A 17,352-nucleotide genomic window follows, 5' to 3' on the forward strand; every position below is an offset into this window, starting at 1 on the left:
GCTGAATGTCTGAAAAGCAATCCCCTTATGAAATGGCTTGTGCATTCCACGAGGTTTTTAATCCACAACAACCAGAGCAACCAACTGCTTTTTCGCCAGAGCTAGCCAGTCGACGAGCAGAGTTTAAAGTCGAAGAACTTGTAGAATTTTTATATAGTGCTGCTGATAATGACCAAGTACTTTTTCAACAATTGGTCAACGGATTAAAAAAATCTGTCGATAAAGCAGAGCAGAAAGTCTTGGCGAAAGGCAAACCAGTATCTGATCCTTTAGTGGAGGAAGTGGATGCACTAGTTGATTTATTGTATTTTACTTATGGTTCGTTTTGCTTAATGGGCGTCAATCCAACAAAAATTATTGAAATCGTTCATCAAGCCAATATGGGGAAATTATTTCCAGATGGGCAGCCACATTATGATCCAGAAACAAATAAAGTATTAAAACCTGAAAATTGGGAACAAGATTTTGCGCCAGAAGCTAAAATTAAAGCGGAAATTCAGCGCCAATTGAAAATTACTGAAACCAATGAAAAAGACGAATGAGAAAACTCATTCGTCTTTTTCATTAATCATGGAAGAACGTCCGATATAAAGCTTTGATGGCTTTTTCCTCTTGTTCTTTTTTGATACCAAACATAATACTTACTTCCGAAGATCCTTGGTTAATCATTTCTAAGTTGATTTTTTCTTTGGCTAACGCCATTGTACTTTCAGCAGTAACCCCAATTCGTTGGCGCATGCCTTCCCCGACAATCATAATCATAGAAAGGTGATGCGTGATGCGTAACTCATCAGGCGCTAAAACTTCTTGGAGTTGGGCCATCAGTCGATTTTCAATTTCAGTTGTTAACTGGTCTTCTCTTAAAACAATCGTGATGTCATCAATTCCTGAGGGCATATGCTCATAGCTCAAGGCTAATTTTTCTAGTACTTCTAAGAGCCGTCGCCCAAAACCTAACTCTCTATTCATTAAATACTTACTAATGTAAATACTTGCGAACCCTTGATCACTAGCAATTCCTACAACAGGGGCATGCTTCACTTTGCGAGAAGTAGTAATTAGGGTGCCAGGATGATGTGGGTTGTTAGTATTTTTGATAACGACTGGAATATTTGCGCGATAGGCAGGCATTAAGGCTTCATCGTGGAGGACGGCAAATCCTGCATAAGCTAACTCCCGCATTTCTCTGTAGGTCAATTCTTGAATCGTTTGAGGCTGTTCAATAATTCCAGGATGGGCGACATAAATTCCGTCCACATCGGTAAAGTTTTCATACAAATCTGCTTGAACACCTGCGGCAACAATGGACCCTGTGATATCGGAACCGCCACGAGAAAAAGTACAAATTTCGCCGGCTTCTGTATAACCAAAGAAACCTGGAATAACCAAGATTTGTTGAGTCTCACGATAGGCACTAATTTTCTCTAAAGCTTTTGGTAAAATGCGGGCATTGCCTGGCTCAGGTGTCACTAGGAGACCTAATTCTTTTGGACTAATGTAGCGAGCATCTAAGCCATTCTGATTGAAAAAACTGGCAACAACTTTTGCATTATTGTCCTCGCCGCTAGCTAAAAAATAGTCAAATAGAAAAGCATTGTTTTCTTTTGGTAAAGTGGCTAATTGGCGAATCGAAATAGCAATATCAGCTAAAACTGCTTTATCCAAGTGTAATTCATCAAAAAGATCTTCATAACGACGAATGATGGCAGAGATTGTCGATTCAATTTCCTCATTATTTAAGTAGCGCTGATAGTATTGAATCAATAAATCAGTCACTTTAATATCTTGCGGGGTTCGCTTTCCAGGAGCGGATACAACGACAAACGTTCGGCGCGGCTCTTCCTTGACGATTTGTAAGACTTTCTGTAACTGTGGTGCTGATGCTAGCGAGCTACCGCCGAATTTAACTACGTTCACGTTTATCACTCCTGTTTTTAATTATTTTCTCATTTGTAGATTAGTAAAAGGATACCGAAAAACATTTAGAAAAGCAACCACTTATTTTCAGAAAGTTAGGAAATCATGAAAATATTTGTTCTTCATTTTTCCTTAAAATTTTGTTAAACTGTAAAGATATGAGTCGTAACGAAGGAGTTAAATAGTATGACAGAATCCAAAACTGCCATTATTTTTGATATGGACGGTGTCCTAGTAGATAGCGAAGCTTATTATTATGAGCGACGTAAAGCATTTTTAGCGGAATTTGATTTGACCATTGAGGGCCTAACCTTGCCAGAATTAGTCGGTGCGGATATGCGTTCATTATGGCAAAAGATTGAACAAGTCAACAAAAAAGAGCTAGATATTGCTTTTTTAAATGAACAATACATAGCCTATAAAAAAGCGCATCCGATAGATTATTTAGCTGTGCTTGATGAAAATGCGAAACGTGTTTTACAATTTTTAAAAAGACAAGGCTATAAAATCGGATTAGCTTCTTCTTCCACAAAAGACGCAATTGAAGAGGTTTTGACAGTGGGGCAATTAAGTAGTTATTTTGATGCGGTCGTGAGTGGGGAAGATTTCGAAGAAAGTAAACCGGCGCCGGATATTTATCTGCACACGTTACAAGAATTAGCTGTTGCGCCACAGGAATGTATAGCCATTGAAGATTCAGAAAAAGGCATTGCCTCTGCCAAAGAAGCTGGGCTAGAAGTTTGGGCTATGCGCGATGAACACTTTGGGATGGATCAAAGTCAAGCGGATGCCTTCTTAACACAACTAAGTGATATTTGTAAAAAAATTAGTGAAAATCGGATCGATGAAAGCAGTGAATCAACCCCTTCGTAAGAAGATCGCGGGTTTTCTTAAAAAAGTTTGTTATAACTAGTGAATGAATATACAGTTTGTGCTATAATTTTCTATAGGTATTTCTGCAAGAATGCCCTTTTTCAAGGGTCAGGAACAATAGATAACCGTGTGAAGAGAACAAACAACCTTTCTTTTATTATAGAAAAATTATCGGAGGAGCCAAAATGAAGAATAATTGGATTATCATTTTAGTACTAGTAATCGTTATTATTGCTGCGGTGCTATACTTAATTGGTTATTTTATGCGCAAAAAAAATCAAGAACAATTAGATGAATTAGAAGTTCGTAAAGAAGCCCTGTTTGACTTGCCAGTCTTTGAAGAAATCGATGACATTAAAAAAATGCATCTAGTTGGACAGAGTCAAAATAGTTTCCGTGAATGGAATCAACGCTGGGTAGAACTATCGACGCGTTCTTTCGCCGAACTAGAGAGTCAAATTTATGAAGTCGAAAATCAAAATGAAATTTTCCGTTTCATGAAAGCGAAGAAAGCAGTCGTGGAAGCGAATGAAACGATGACCGAAATGGAAGCCGAAGTGGAAGTCATTCGTAATGGCTTGAAAGAATTACGTGAAAGTGAAGAGCGCAATTCATTAGAAGTTCAAAAAGCTTTGGATGTCTATGAAGAATTAAGTAAATCACTAAAAGATGATAAAGCTAGCTTTGGTCCAGCTTACTCCGAAATCCAAAAACAATTAAGAAACGTCGAAATTGAATTCACACAATTTGTCACACTAAATACATCGGGGGACCCAATCGAGGCTCGAGAAGTCCTAGAAGATGCGGAACGTCATACGTATGAATTGGAAGACTTAATGAAACGGATTCCACCAATGTATGAAGAATTAAATGAAACTTTCCCAGATCAATTAAAAGAAATCGAAGAAGGCTACAACCAATTATTAGCTGACGATTATGTGTTCCCTGAACAAAACTTTGCTGAAGAAATTCAACATGCGAAAAAACGTGTCGAGAATTCAATGGCTGATTTAGAGAAAACAGAGATTGCTGCAGTAGAGGTCGCAAATCGCGACACAGCAACGGCGATTGATGCATTATATGAAGTGATGGAACGTGAAATTGAAGCGAAGAAATATGTCGTAACCAATCAAAAAATTATTGACGATTATATTTCTCATTCCTTAAAAAATAACCGTCAATTAATGATTGAATTGGACCATGTATCACAAAGCTACACCTTAAACAACAACGAGTTAGGACGTAGTCGTGGTTTCCAAACGGAAATTGAAGAAATTATCCGCCGTCAAAAAGACTTAGAACCTCGAATGAAAGAACATACCGTTCCTTACTCTGAAATTCAAGCGTTCTATAAAGAATGCTATAAGATTTTAGATGATATTGAAAATCAACAATTAGAAATTGATGCTTCATTGAAAGAACTAAGAAAAGGCGAAAAAGTCGCCCAAGAAAAAGTCGACGAATACGAATTCCGTTTACGGAGTATCAAACGGTATGTTGAAAAGCAACGATTACCAGGTTTGTCTGCTGATTACTTAGAATTTTTCTATGTGGCAACGGATCGAATTGAAGATTTAAGCCGAGCCTTAAATAAAATGCGCATTAATATGGATGAAATCAATCGTTTGTGTGACTTATGCGAAGATGATTTAGAGTTATTAGATAAGAAAACAAAAGATTTAGTCAATGCAGCAGCTCTGACAGAACAAATGATGCAATATGCAAACCGCTATCGTCATACTCACGAGAACATCCGAGCGGCTTTAGATAAAAGCATGTATTTATTCTCGACAGAATTCCGTTATCAAGATGCATTAGATGAAATTGGAACGGCATTGGAAGCTGTTGAGCCAGGGGCGTTCAAACGAATCGAAGATTTTTATTTTAAAAATATCAATAACCCTAATTTAACAGCAATTTAATTAAACAATCACTAAACAGAGGTTTGTCGACAGACAAGCCTCTGTTTTTTATGGCGTGGTGGTGACTTGAAGTGATACTTTAGAAAGTATATAATGGGAAAGAATTTTAAAAAAGAAGGGTGACAAATGATTTATTTTGATAATAGTGCAACTACACCGATTTACCCCCAGGCTTTAGATACATATGTAAAAACCAGTCAGCGGATTATTGGCAATCCGTCTAGTCTGCATGACTTAGGCAACCAAGCGAATCGGCTCTTACAACAAGCACGGAAGCAGATTGCGGAGCTAATCAATGTTTCAGCAAATGAAATCTATTTTACAAGTGGCGGAACTGAAGGAGATAACTGGGTTTTAAAAGGAACGGCAATCGAAAAACGAGAATTTGGTAATCATATTATTATTTCTGCAGTGGAACATCCAGCAGTTACAGAAACAGCGGAACAATTAGTCGAACTAGGTTTTGAACTTTCTTATGCGCCAGTGGATAAAGAAGGTCGTGTGAAAGTCGAGGAATTACAGAAATTAATTAGAAAAGAAACGATTTTGGTTTCTGTTATGGCAGTCAACAATGAAGTGGGAACGATTCAACCAATTAAAGAAATCAGCGAGGTTTTAGCGGAGTTTCCTAAAATTCATTTTCATGTAGACGCCGTTCAAGCAATTGGGAAAGTTAATTACTCAGAGTGGTTAACGGATCGGGTGGATTTTGCAACATTTTCTGCACATAAATTTCATGGACCACGAGGCATTGGTTTTATGTATTGGAAACAAGGAAAACGTTTAGCGCCGCTTTTAACAGGAGGCGGACAAGAAAACAACCAACGCAGTGGGACAGAAAACGTACCAGCAATTGTGGCAATGGCCAAAGCGTTGCGTTTGCATTTAGAGAACGAACAACAACGGCCGCAACATGTGGCGACATTACGGAGTTATTTATTAAAGGCGCTAGAAGAATTTCAAAATGTGACTGTTTTTTCACAAGATAATGAACATTTTGCGCCACACATTTTATGTTTTGCTTTGAAAGGGATTCGCGGCGAAGTGCTAGTCCATGCATTGGAAGAAAAACAGATTTATATTTCGACTACGAGTGCTTGTTCTAGCCGAAAAAAAATGGCTAGTAGCACCTTGTATGCCATGCATGTGCCAGGGGAATTAGCGACTTCCGCTGTGCGCATTAGTTTAGATGAAAGCAATACAATGGCAGAAATTGAACAATTTATGATTGTTTTCAACCAACTTTATCAAAAATTTTCTCGTGTAAATTAATAAAAAATAAGTTGGAGCCTAGAAATAGGCTCCAACTTATTTTTGCTCTCTTTATCGATTGAAGCGGTAGCCACTTCCCCAGAGTGTTTCAATTGGAGAGTCAGAAAGATTGGCTTTTTTTAATTTTTCCCGAATCCGTTTAATGTGAACAACGACAGTCGAAACCTCAGTATCTAAGGCATCAAACCCCCAGACACTTTCAAAAAGTTCTTCTTTATTCCACACACGGTTAGGATGTTCCATCAAGAAAACCAGCAATTTGTATTCTTTACTAGTAAAAATAACTTCATTTTCTAAAACAAACACTTTGTGGGCGGCAGTGTCGACGGCGATTTCATTGATTTTTAGTAATTGTGGTGGTTGTTCTGCGTTGCTTAACAATTGATAACGGTTCATATGGGCTTTTGCTCGAGCGACTAATTCATTGGGACTAAACGGCTTGATTATATAATCATCCGCACCTAAGCCAAGCCCACGAATTTTATCAATATCTTCTTTTTTAGCCGAAACAATCATGATCGGCGTTTGCTTTTTTTTCCGAATTGCACGACAGATTTCAAAACCATCCATAGTTGGCAGCATCACATCTAAAATAATTAAATCAAAGGGCTCATTTAAAGCTGCTTCCAATCCTTTTTTTCCATCATGTTCAATTGTGACAGTCATATCGTTAATTTCTAAATAATCTTTTTGCAAATCAGCAATGCTTGGATCATCTTCAATAATTAATACATGTGGTTTCATTTTTCATCCTCCAACAACGGCAGCGTAATTATCACGTTGGTGCCGTCTCCTTTTTTACTTGTGACAGTGATTGTTCCCTGATGATAGTCAATAATTTGTTTGACAATACTTAATCCCAAGCCGCTTCCTTTAACTGTTGGGGTTCGAGATTTGTCTACACGATAGAAGCGTTCGAATAAATAAGGTAATTCTTTTTTATCGATACCAATGCCGTTATCTGTAATGGTTAAAACTAAGTCTGTTTGATTATGCGTTAAAGAAATCGTAAAGGCTAGTTGTTCTTTAGTGGGATCCGCAAATTTAATGCTATTTTGAATTAGATTGGTAATCACGCGATTCATCTGCGTGGGATCCATTTGAACGTATAAAGCTTCGGTGGGAAGGACAGAAGTAATCACGAGTTCTTGTTCCAAACGGTATTCTTCAAGAATATGTGCAATAAAACGAGTGAAATTGGTCTTTTCCATTGTAAAGACAGCACGATCTAGGTCTAATTTAGAATACAAAAATAATTCTTCAATTAAATCATTGAGGCCTAAACTTTTTTCATGAATGACCGTTAAATAGCGCTGTTTTTTTTCTTCAGTATTGGCAACGCCATCCATCAAACCTTCAACGTAACCAATAATAGAAGTAATTGGTGTTTTTAAGTCATGAGAAATATTTGCAATTAATTCTTTCCGATTAGCTTCATATTTTTCGCGTTCCGCATTGGCTTCTTCTAAATCTTGCCACATTTGTTCAAAACTAAGTTGGAGCTGTTTGACTTCCGTTGAGACGGTTTGGTGGCTAGTTGGTGTAAATGGATTTTCTTTTTGGGCATCCTTGCCCAATGTTTTAGTCGCTTTTTCTAATGCTTCTAATGGCTCGATAGTGGTTTTGGTTAAGCGCTTATTAATGAGCCAAGCTGCCGCAATTGCTACAAGGATAATTAACAAAATCATCCAGATAATCCAGCGTGTGAAGAATTCAAAAAGGCTGCTTTCGCGTTTCAAGACAATAAAGCTCCCGTTAGAACCATCTAAATAATGAAAATCGGATTTGACATAATGATATAGACGCCCTGCATTATCCAGTGTGCCAGTTGGCATAATATTATTCATTTCGTAGTTTGGAATATGTACAGACAAAGATTTTTCTACTAAATTATCCGAATAATAAGGAAACCGTGCATTCTTTCGAATAATCACACTTAATCCTTTTGCTTCAATTGTTTGAATCGTTTCCTTTAATTCTTTACTTAAAGGTGTATCTAGTAATTTCGGTGACTTTTTTAACAATTGATCTAAGGCCAAATAACTTTCTTCTTCGTTAGCGGTCAATGGTCGTTGCTTATTCATCATTCGGTAAGCTTGGGGCAAACTGGGAACAGTTCCTAACGTGATGTAAGAAGCTAAGGATAAAACAGCTAAAACAGAGGCTAAAGTAATAATGATGGCACTAATATAAGAAATAAAAAAGCGGCGTTTAATGGTCAAAAGCGTCCCTCCTAGTGGTTTTAATCTATTTCTTACTTATAGTGTATTACAAGTGAACAAAAAAAAGCTAGTATTGTTATTAACTTTTTTTCATTTGTTTATAATTTGTTCATTTTTCGGCAAGTAGGAGTTTATAAGGCTTTGCTATTCTAAATATATCAAAAAGAAAAAGGGGATTACCAACCATGAAAAAGAAAAAAGTTTTTAGTGCGCTTACCTTATTAACCTTTAGTACGTTGTTGATTGCAGGCTGTGCTGGCGGAGCCAACTCTGCAACAGATAAATCAAGTGCAGCTAGCTCAAGCACTGCAGTCTCTAGTTCAGCAGAAGCAGCTAAAGAGCAATCAAAAGGACAAGAATTAACAGAAATTTTATCCAGTACTGATTGGCAAGGCACAAAAGTTTACGACAAAAATAATAATGATTTAACAGCAGAAAATGCTAATTTTATTGGTTTAGCAAAATATGATGGTGAAACAGGTTTTTATGAATTTTTCGACAAAGAAACAGGTGAAACCCGTGGCGATGAAGGCACATTCTTTGTGACAGACGATGGCGAAAAGCGTATCTTAATTTCGGATACACAAAACTATCAAGCGGTGGTCGATTTAACGGAAGTGACGAAAGATAAATTTACCTATAAGCGAATGGGTAAAGATAAAGACGGGAAAGATGTAGAAGTCTTTGTAGAACATATCCCTTATTCTGACGAGAAATTAACCTTTACGAATGGCCGTAAAGATTTAGAAACAGAAACTGGCAAGATTGTTACCAGTGAACCTGGGGATGACATTTTAGGGGCTACATTATGGAATGGCACGAAAGTTTTAGATGAAGACGGTAACGATGTTACTGAAGCAAATAAAATGTTTATTAGTTTAGCGAAATTTGATAATAAAACAAGTAAATATGAATTCTTTGATTTAGAAACGGGTAAAACCCGTGGAGATTTTGGTTACTTCCAAGTAATTGATAATAACAAAATCCGGGCCCACGTTTCAATTGGTGACAATAAATATGGAGCTGCGTTAGAATTAACAGAATTAAATGATAAACGTTTTACGTATACACGAATGGGTAAAGACAACAATGGCAAAGAAATTAAAGTCTTTGTAGAACATGAACCATATGAAGGAGACTTTACGCCAGACTTCACGTTCTAATTAGTCAATCACGAGTGGATGAAGCGGCCAAAAGGAAGTAAAGGATTCTTTTGACCGCTTCATTTTTAACAAAAAAATAGTTTATAGTTGTTTTTAATCGTTTATAAATTGTTCATTTTTCTGACAGTGGTAGTTTAGAATCGTTTGTTAAGATAGGTTTATCAAAGAAAAGGAGCGATGCTTTATGAAAAAGAAAGTATTAAGTTCGATTACTTTAGTAACATTAAGTACGTTACTTATAGCAGGTTATGCAAGTCCAGCATTTGCAGGTCATGCAGCCAATCCAAATAGTGCTACAGCAAATTTAGGCAAACATCAAAACAATGGCCAAACAAGAGGCGACAAGGCGACTAAGATTTTATCTGGCACGGACTGGCAAGGAACCCGTGTTTATGATGCTGCTGGTAATGATTTAACGGCAGAAAATGCTAATTTTATTGGTTTAGCAAAATATGATGGTGAAACCGGTTTTTATGAGTTTTTCGACAAAAATACTGGGGAAACCCGTGGTGACGAAGGAACATTTTTTGTGACAGGTGATGGCACAAAACGAATTTTAATTTCGCGGACACAAAATTATCAAGCCGTAGTGGATTTAACCGAAGTGAGTAAAGACAAATTTACTTACAAGCGTTTAGGGAAAGATAAACTGGGGAATGATGTTGAAGTTTACGTGGAACACATCCCTTATCATGGGAAAAAATTAGCTTTTACAAATGGACGTGAAGCATTAACCAATCAAACTGGCAAAATTGTGACAAATAAATCAGGGGATAAAATTTTAGGAACAACCTTGTGGAATGGCACAAAAGTCGTAGATAAAAACGGTAATGATGTGACAGCGGCCAATCAAAATTACATTAGTTTAGCGAAATTTGATCCAAACACAAGTAAATATGAATTTTTCAATTTACAAACAGGTGAAACCCGCGGCGACTTTGGGTACTTCCAAGTGGTGGACAATAACAAGATCCGGGCTCATGTATCTATTGGTACGAATCGCTACGGTGCAGCGCTAGAATTAACGGAACTAAACAATGATCGATTTACGTATACTCGAATGGGTAAAGATAATGCTGGTAATGATATTCAAGTGTTCGTGGAACATGAACCTTACCAAGGCACATATCATCCAGCCTTTACTTTCTAAAAGTCTCTTGTCTTCTCTCTTATTTAACAAAAGAACGTCCCCCAACGTTCTTTTGTTTTCTCTTCCTCTATAAATAAATTGTTATTAGTTATAATTAAATATTATTATTAAGATAATTATAATGATTATTATTTAATAATTTGTTCATATTATGGACAGGTGGAGTTAATAACTACTTGCTATCCTTAAATTATCAAAAGGAAAGGGAGTAGTCGTTTATGAAGAAAAAAATCGTTGGTACAATTACGTTGTTGGCTTTAAGTGCGTTATTAGTTGGTGGAGCAGGAGGGGCTTTGACGGCAGAAGCATACGTTCCTCAAAGCGTAGACAATCCCAATAATTTAGGGGATTTACCTGAGTATTTACGTTCAGTTGGTATTAGACAAGATGAAGGATTATCAGAAAAAGATTGGGCTGGAACACGCGTTTATGATCGAAACGGGAATGACTTAACAGATGAAAATCAAAACCTATTACATGCAATCAAATTTGATGCAACCACTAGTTTCTATGAATTTTTTGATAAAGAGACTGGAGAATCAACAGGAGATGAAGGAACCTTCTTTATGACCGCTGGTATTACAGATGTTTCCCGTCTTGTAATTATTTCTGAAACCAAAAATTATCAAGGTGTATACCCACTTAGAACTTTATACCAAGATACTTTTACGTATAGACAGATGGGGAAAGATAAAAACGGAAATGATATTGAAGTTTTCGTAGAAAACAAAGCAACCTCAGGACCAGTTTATGGTCGTCCGCAGCCATACCCCAATAATCGTCCCAGAACACTAGAATTCACGAATGGACGCCGTGCCATGACAGAACAAACAGGCCAGATTGATGTAAATCGACAAGGGGATGAAATTATTGGTAAAACTTCCTTTGATGGGACACCGCAACTTCTTTGGAATGGCACAAAAGTAGTGGATAAAGATGGCAATGACGTAACTTCGGCCAACCAAAACTTTATCAGCTTAGCGAAATTTGACCAAGACAGCAGCAAATATGAATTTTTCAATTTACAAACTGGTGAAACTCGTGGCGACTATGGCTACTTTAAAGTAGGAAATCAAAATAAATTCCGTGCCCATGTTTCCATTGGAACCAATCGCTATGGCGCTGTCTTAGAGTTAACAGAATTGAATGATAATCGTTTTACGTACACACGAATGGGTAAAGATAACGAAGGAAACGATATCCAAGTCTATGTGGAACATGAACCATACCAAGGAACTTTTAATCCTGAATTTACCTTTTAAGAACAAATCATACGAATGGAAACCAAAAAAAGTTTCGACTTCTTTTGGTTTCTCTCTTTTTAAAATAGAAAAACAGAGAAAGCGTTTTAATCGACAAATAAAAAAAGATTCGTTAGATTAGAACCACTGGAGAAAAATCTCATATTTCTCTCGAGGAAAGGAAGTTGAGCACAATGAACAAAAAAATTTTAATGGGGCTATTAAGTGTCGTGACCATTCCATTACTTGCTGCGTGTCAAGGAGGAGAAACACCTTCCGCAGCGTCAAAAAATAGTCAAACGGTGACTACTCAAAGTAGTGCAAAAACTGAAAGCACCAGTACAACCCGTTCGGTGGCTCAAACAACATCAAAAGAGGAAGTGAAAGAACCGATGAAGACCTATGAAGTGGGTGCGCTTTTAGAAGCAGCCAATCAACGAGATACGAAGAAGGTCAAGGAAATTTTACAAGATACTACTTATCAAGTGGATGAAGTCGACACAGAAGGCAATACACCGCTCAATATTGCTGTGCACAATAATGACATTGAGATTGCAAAAGCGTTGATTGATCGGGATGCCGATATTAATCTGCAAAATAGCATTAGTGATAGTCCCTATCTTTATGCGGGAGCGCAAGGACGTACGGAGATTTTAGCGTATATGTTAAAAAATGCGACACCAGATTTAACTAAGCATAACCGTTACGGTGGCAATGCGTTAATTCCGGCAGCTGAAAAAGGACATATTGACAATGTGAAGCTCTTGTTAGAAGATGGACGAGAAGACATAGATTTCCAAAATGACTTTGGCTATACAGCATTGATTGAGGCAGTGGGGTTACGTGAAGGGAACCAACTTTACCAAGATATTGTAAAATTGTTAATGGAAAATGGTGCGGATCAATCCATTAAAGACAATTCTGGTCGAACAGCAATGGACTATGCCAATCAAAAAGGTTATACGGAAATTAGTAAAATTTTAGCACAGTACAACTAAGTATTGTGTCCTTTCGGGAAGGAATAAATACAGGTAGGAGTGAAGGAAAGCATGAATTATTGGTTAAAAAATGTTCGAATTGAAACAGGGTATCAAAAAGAAGGTGACTGGTTATCTGGGACAGTAACCAAAGAAGTGGCAATTGAAGTAACAGATGGAGTATTTACAAAAATCATCCCCAATGAAGAATTGGTAGAAGAACCTGGGTTGACAATTATTGATGGTCACCATCAATTGATTTTACCAGGTTTGATTGAAAAACATTGTCACTTTGATAAAAGTAAACTAGGTGTTCCGTGGTATCCGGTGACGCCAGCGAAGTCAATTGTGGAACGTGTCGAAACAGAAATCCCTTATTTAGATAGTTTAGAACTTTCTTTAACAGAACGCGCCAACCATTTAATTGACTTAGAATTACCACATGGCGCGACAGCCTTCAGAACACATGTCGACGTGGAACCGATGACAGACTTACGTTATTTTGATGAAGTCCAAGCGTTGGCCCAAACGAAACCATTTGCGGTAGAAATTGTCGTCTTTCCACAGCACGGCTTACTGCGTTCAGATTCCGTTGAATTAGTTGATCAAGCATTGGCAAAAGGTGCCGATTTTATTGGTGGCGTGGATCCTTATTCACTAGATGGTGATTACAAAAAATCATTGGCTGAAACATTCCGCTTAGCAGATAAACATGGTGTCGGTGTGGATATTCATTTACATGACCGTCACGAAGCTGGGACAACAACGATTAAAGAAATTATCCGTTTAACGAAAGAATATGGCCTACAAGACAAAGTATTTATCAGCCATGCCTTCGGGTTAAATGATTTCATTGGTGAAGAACGTGACGAAGTTTATGATGCTTTAGCAGCAGAAAAAATTCATATTAATTCCAGCGTGCCAATCACACCTAACACGATTCCGCCAATTATGGAATTGTTACGTCATGGAGTCAATGTCCATCTTGGTTGTGACAATATCTACGATTGCTGGTCTCCCTATGGTGATGGTTCATTACAAGAAAAATTGGCTCGTTTAGGTGAACTTTTTAATGTGAAAGATCAAGATGCTTTAACCCAATTATTGGGCTTAGTGACAGATGGTGTCACAACTTTAGACGAACAAGGGCAAGCAAATTGGCCGCAAGTTGGTGCTGAAGCAACTTACTTACTCACTGAAGCAGAATGTGCGGCGGCTTTTGTCGCTCGTCAGACACCGGTGGAAATCAGTGTGGTAAAAGGAACCACACTTTATCAAAAATAACAAAAAGAAGCGAGATTTCTCGCTTCTTTTTTTGTTATTAAATTTATTTGGATTAGACGCTTAATTTTACAATTGAAAACGACATCCATCTTATATTTCATTGATGAAATTAGTGAGAAGAAGTATGATTTAATTTAGCTCTGATTACTTTTGATACATCGTTTTTCAACTGATCAAAATCTGATCTATAAGTAGCAATAAAAACCAATAAATCAACGCCTTCTTGCGTATCTAATTGGAAATCATAACCGTTTAATTGTAAAAATAAGTCGGTTGCCATTACAGCTGTCCGTTTATTTGCATTGTAAAAACAATGCTTTGTTGCAATGTTAATCATTAAAATAGCTGCTTTTTCTTCAATTGTTGGGTACAGGTCAACGTCAAAGACGAATTGTGCTGGTTGGTTGCTAGCCATTTCTAATGCATTACGATCTTTGATGCCAATTTGTTCTGCGGGAGAATACGTTTGGATCAAGAAAGTATTCATTTGAAATAGATCATCCGCTGATAAATAATAAATACTTTTCATTTAGTAACCAATTCTTTGTACAGCTCATTATGTTTTTGTTTTGAGTTCTCCATCATTTGTTGTAATTTTTTTTGATGTTCTGACATATTTTTTTTAACAATAATATCTTTTAATTTTTCTTCGTCTACATAAACGGTGTCTGTCGCAGTCGCACCAATGCTTTCTAGAAACTCTTTTGACAATGTCATAACAACAGAATTCCCAACTTTTCTAAGTTTTCTTTCTTTGATTTCCACTAGTAACCCACCTTTCGTATACATTGTATATACAGTATATCATGGATCATAAAAAAGTTTCTATCACAAGTCTAATACTTTAATAAAATTTCTTGATTGCTTATCGTTCCTTCAGCCAGCTATCCAATTGCTCAAATAAAGTGATGACCGAAGGATCTTTGGTTTGTTTTAAAAAATCATGTTCTAAATAGTAAATCGCTTTAAAGGTACTCTCAGGAATGGTCCGTCCGATTTTTTTGCTATAGCGGAACGGCACTTCTTCGTCTGAACTGCTAGCTGTACTGAAACAAGGTGGAAAAGTTTTTAATGTTTCGTCTGACAGTGCGTAAGCAGACCAGTCCCCATTTTCTGGTAATCCGTAAAAGTGCGGCAATAGCGCTTGCTGAATACTGTAATGATACAGCAGATAGCGAGAAAGAAAAGGATCATCCCAAACAGGCTTTGTTTGGTCGATGGTAGCTATTTCTTTAGCGGAAATGGCTTGCTTTAATAATTTTCGTGGCTCTTTAATAAATTCTAAATCTGTATAGCCGTAAAAATTGACTAAAAATTGTGGCGTCAAATTTAGTGTTTGTAATTGTTTGGTTAACTGTAACATTAAATAACCGCCAGCGGAACGCCCGCACAAACCAAAGGGCTGGTTTTGAATAATCTCTTCGTTTAGCAATTGGAAGGTTTCTGTTAGCGTCCCTAAGATGTGATCGATTTTTGTATTTGGAGCCAACAAATAGTCCAGTGCTAAAACGGTATAGCCATTGCTTGTAAACAGCTCCTTCAGTTCTTCTGGTAAATCACTTTTGGTTCCATAAATCATCCCGCCACCGTGTAAATAGACGACATAGTTCGTTGGTTCAGTCGTAGTGGGGTAGATAGTAACTGTTGCGCCATTAGCGAGTGTTTGATTGTTTTTCAAGTGCACGTCTCCTCATCTTTATAATGTATGTGGCAATTTCATAATTTAACAATTGCAAGGGATTGGCTAAGTCAATATCAAGAAGTTGTTCCACTTTGTTTAAACGATAACGAATCGTTTTTGAATGAAGGAACATCGCTTCAGAGGTCTGTTTATAGTTGCGATTATTTTGGAAAAAACTGTACAAAGTTTCAAATAAATCGTAGTTGTTTTCGGCTAATTGATAAAGTGCGCGAGGAATTAATTCGTCTAAATTTTCCAATTGGTCTTCGCGGATAAAATTTTTAAATACCCCGATATCGGCTAAGGTGACAATTGGTCCGTTATAAAAAGTTTCATTAAAGCGCAGAATGTCCAGACATTCAATCAGTAGCTCTTTAATCCCTTCTCGTGATTTTAAACTGCTGACGGCAACGGTAAGCGTGTCGTTTTCTTCTAAAAGTTCAGCTAATAAACGACTTAATTGCAGCTTTGTAATTTTTCCATCACTTTCATTGAAGTTAAAAAGGACCGCCGAATAATTTAGCTGATCGAAGAAGATGGATTTCACACGCAGGGTACGAAGTAAGGCAATAATTCGTTCTTTCATGAGTTGTGTATTGGTGTCTTTGGTAGAAAAAGCAATCGCTTGGTAAGAATCTAGCTCTTGCATTTGCACTTCACGAAGCAAACTGTTTAGCTCGTCAGGATTTTGCGGTGTATTTTGTAAAATAGCATCTGCTAAGTTGTTCAAACGAGTATACCGTTCTTTTTTTAACAAATTTTCGGTATTGAATTTTTCTTGTAAGACATCAATCGCATTTTCGATAATCACTAAATCCGTTTCTTTAACCTTTTCATCTTGTAAATAAACCAGAAGTAAACAATTAGTGGAATAACTATTGAAAATAGAAACTTCTAGTGCCAACTGTTTTTTGGGGTTGGCATGAGAATAAAGTGTTAAAAGAGAGTAATCATTTTTAGTGAACTCACTGTTTTTTAGTTTTTCTCTTGAGAGCACAATCGCATCATGGGGTAAGTCGCCATCGCTAATTTCCAGATGTTTATCCAACATTTTTAAAGCGAAGGGTAATTTAATGATGTCATAAAATTCTTGCATAATCGTCTCAACCGTTGGGTAGTGGCGCTCTAATTTGGTGAAACGTTGGCGCACATCGTAATACGTACGTAAGACATGCGACTGATAATTCAACAAAGGCTCGTAAATCGTAAACAGAATTTTTTCATAGCTAATGTCTTGTGTGATTTTAATTAAAGGAATTTCATAATTGAAACATAATTCGATAAACCACTCTGGAATCATTTTAATGAATCGATCTGTTTTCAAAATTAAGCCGCTGATGCCAATTCGGCGCATCTTTACGAAAAAATTTTCCAACTCTTTTTCTGGTAAATCATGCAATGCGTAGAAAGAAGTCAAAATTAACTGATTCTTTCTACTCCAGTTCTCGATATCAATCGCTTCTAAGACCATTGCCGAATCAACTTCATTGTCTAAACCAATCTCTTTCGTCAAAATTTTACCTTTTTTTAAGTCACCTATCGATAATAACTCTCTTAATTTCATCGTTTTCTCCTTTTTTCCTCTTATGGATAAAAATTATACCATTTTTTTAGAATTATGTCCGATGAAAACACTTTCTCGTTTCGATA

Annotated in this window: 16 protein-coding genes; 9 read left to right on the top strand and 7 right to left on the bottom strand. The window is 36.9% G+C overall.

From position 1 onward, the window contains the following. Positions 1-5 precede the first annotated feature (5 nt). Entirely contained in the window at positions 6-542 is a 537-nt protein-coding gene (locus tag IGL13_RS01530; protein WP_002355230.1) for a haloacid dehalogenase, read from the top strand. 22 nt (positions 543-564) lie between these two features. Here the strand turns inward: IGL13_RS01530 and IGL13_RS01535 are convergent, their stop codons facing one another. Beyond that, a complete protein-coding gene (locus IGL13_RS01535; protein WP_002385384.1) occupies positions 565-1,917 on the bottom strand; it encodes an aspartate kinase in 1,353 nt (450 codons plus the stop codon). Positions 1,918-2,103: 186 nt separating this feature from the next. On the opposite strand from IGL13_RS01535, the gene IGL13_RS01540 reads away from it, so the two are divergent. The 3 genes from IGL13_RS01540 to IGL13_RS01550 all read left to right on the top strand — a co-directional run bounded on the left by IGL13_RS01540 (position 2,104) and on the right by IGL13_RS01550 (position 5,984). Then, positions 2,104-2,790 carry an HAD family hydrolase gene (locus tag IGL13_RS01540; protein WP_002355232.1) on the top strand — a complete coding sequence of 229 codons (687 nt, stop codon included), beginning with the start codon at positions 2,104-2,106 and terminating at the stop codon, positions 2,788-2,790. A gap of 185 nt (positions 2,791-2,975) precedes the next feature. Then, positions 2,976-4,712, top strand: coding sequence for a septation ring formation regulator EzrA (ezrA, locus tag IGL13_RS01545; RefSeq protein WP_002355233.1), 1,737 nt, complete (start codon positions 2,976-2,978; stop codon positions 4,710-4,712). Between the two features lie 126 nt (positions 4,713-4,838). Continuing rightward, positions 4,839-5,984, top strand: a complete 1,146-nt coding sequence (locus tag IGL13_RS01550; RefSeq protein ID WP_002355234.1) for a cysteine desulfurase family protein — start codon at positions 4,839-4,841, stop codon at positions 5,982-5,984. A 51-nt stretch (positions 5,985-6,035) separates the two neighbouring features. Here the strand turns inward: IGL13_RS01550 and IGL13_RS01555 are convergent, their stop codons facing one another. Both IGL13_RS01555 and IGL13_RS01560 read right to left on the bottom strand, forming a co-directional pair. Beyond that, complete coding sequence (locus tag IGL13_RS01555; protein WP_002358364.1) at positions 6,036-6,728, bottom strand: response regulator transcription factor; 693 nt, start codon at positions 6,726-6,728, stop codon at positions 6,036-6,038. Then, positions 6,725-8,068 carry a sensor histidine kinase gene (locus IGL13_RS01560; RefSeq protein ID WP_002385380.1) on the bottom strand — a complete coding sequence of 448 codons (1,344 nt, stop codon included), beginning with the start codon at positions 8,066-8,068 and terminating at the stop codon, positions 6,725-6,727. The genes IGL13_RS01555 and IGL13_RS01560 overlap by 4 nt, the downstream gene beginning before the upstream one ends. 323 nt (positions 8,069-8,391) lie before the next feature. Between IGL13_RS01560 and IGL13_RS01565 the strand changes: the two genes are divergently transcribed. The 5 genes from IGL13_RS01565 (at position 8,392) to IGL13_RS01585 (ending at position 14,021) form a co-directional block, all read left to right on the top strand. Continuing rightward, positions 8,392-9,369: a DUF4822 domain-containing protein gene (locus tag IGL13_RS01565; RefSeq protein ID WP_002358366.1), complete on the top strand. Its 978-nt coding sequence runs from the start codon at positions 8,392-8,394 to the stop codon at positions 9,367-9,369. Between the two features lie 184 nt (positions 9,370-9,553). Then, positions 9,554-10,519 carry a DUF4822 domain-containing protein gene (locus IGL13_RS01570; protein ID WP_002364974.1) on the top strand — a complete coding sequence of 322 codons (966 nt, stop codon included), beginning with the start codon at positions 9,554-9,556 and terminating at the stop codon, positions 10,517-10,519. A 218-nt stretch (positions 10,520-10,737) separates the two neighbouring features. Beyond that, a complete protein-coding gene (locus IGL13_RS01575; RefSeq protein ID WP_002387660.1) occupies positions 10,738-11,781 on the top strand; it encodes a DUF4822 domain-containing protein in 1,044 nt (347 codons plus the stop codon). A gap of 173 nt (positions 11,782-11,954) precedes the next feature. Then, complete coding sequence (locus IGL13_RS01580) at positions 11,955-12,758, top strand: ankyrin repeat domain-containing protein (protein WP_002364973.1); 804 nt, start codon at positions 11,955-11,957, stop codon at positions 12,756-12,758. Between the two features lie 51 nt (positions 12,759-12,809). After that, on the top strand, positions 12,810-14,021 hold the full coding sequence (locus tag IGL13_RS01585) for an amidohydrolase family protein (protein ID WP_002391512.1): 1,212 nt from the start codon (positions 12,810-12,812) through the stop codon (positions 14,019-14,021). A 109-nt stretch (positions 14,022-14,130) separates the two neighbouring features. On the opposite strand, the gene IGL13_RS01590 is transcribed toward IGL13_RS01585, so the two are convergent. From IGL13_RS01590 to IGL13_RS01605, 4 genes are all read right to left on the bottom strand, one after another. Further along, the gene (locus IGL13_RS01590) at positions 14,131-14,550 is read right to left on the bottom strand and encodes a type II toxin-antitoxin system death-on-curing family toxin (RefSeq protein ID WP_002355245.1); all 420 of its coding nucleotides are present in this window, start codon (positions 14,548-14,550) and stop codon (positions 14,131-14,133) included. Continuing rightward, positions 14,547-14,786, bottom strand: a complete 240-nt coding sequence (locus IGL13_RS01595) for an AbrB/MazE/SpoVT family DNA-binding domain-containing protein (protein ID WP_002358371.1) — start codon at positions 14,784-14,786, stop codon at positions 14,547-14,549. Before IGL13_RS01595 ends, IGL13_RS01590 begins: the two co-directional genes overlap by 4 nt. 100 nt (positions 14,787-14,886) lie before the next feature. Further along, on the bottom strand, positions 14,887-15,699 hold the full coding sequence (locus tag IGL13_RS01600) for an alpha/beta hydrolase (RefSeq protein ID WP_002393705.1): 813 nt from the start codon (positions 15,697-15,699) through the stop codon (positions 14,887-14,889). Continuing rightward, positions 15,674-17,266: a PucR family transcriptional regulator gene (locus IGL13_RS01605; RefSeq protein WP_002355248.1), complete on the bottom strand. Its 1,593-nt coding sequence runs from the start codon at positions 17,264-17,266 to the stop codon at positions 15,674-15,676. Before IGL13_RS01605 ends, IGL13_RS01600 begins: the two co-directional genes overlap by 26 nt. Between the last annotated feature and the right edge of the window lie 86 nt (positions 17,267-17,352).

Source organism: Enterococcus sp. DIV1937 (assembly GCF_050535975.1).
GTDB classification, from domain to species: domain Bacteria; phylum Bacillota; class Bacilli; order Lactobacillales; family Enterococcaceae; genus Enterococcus; species Enterococcus faecalis.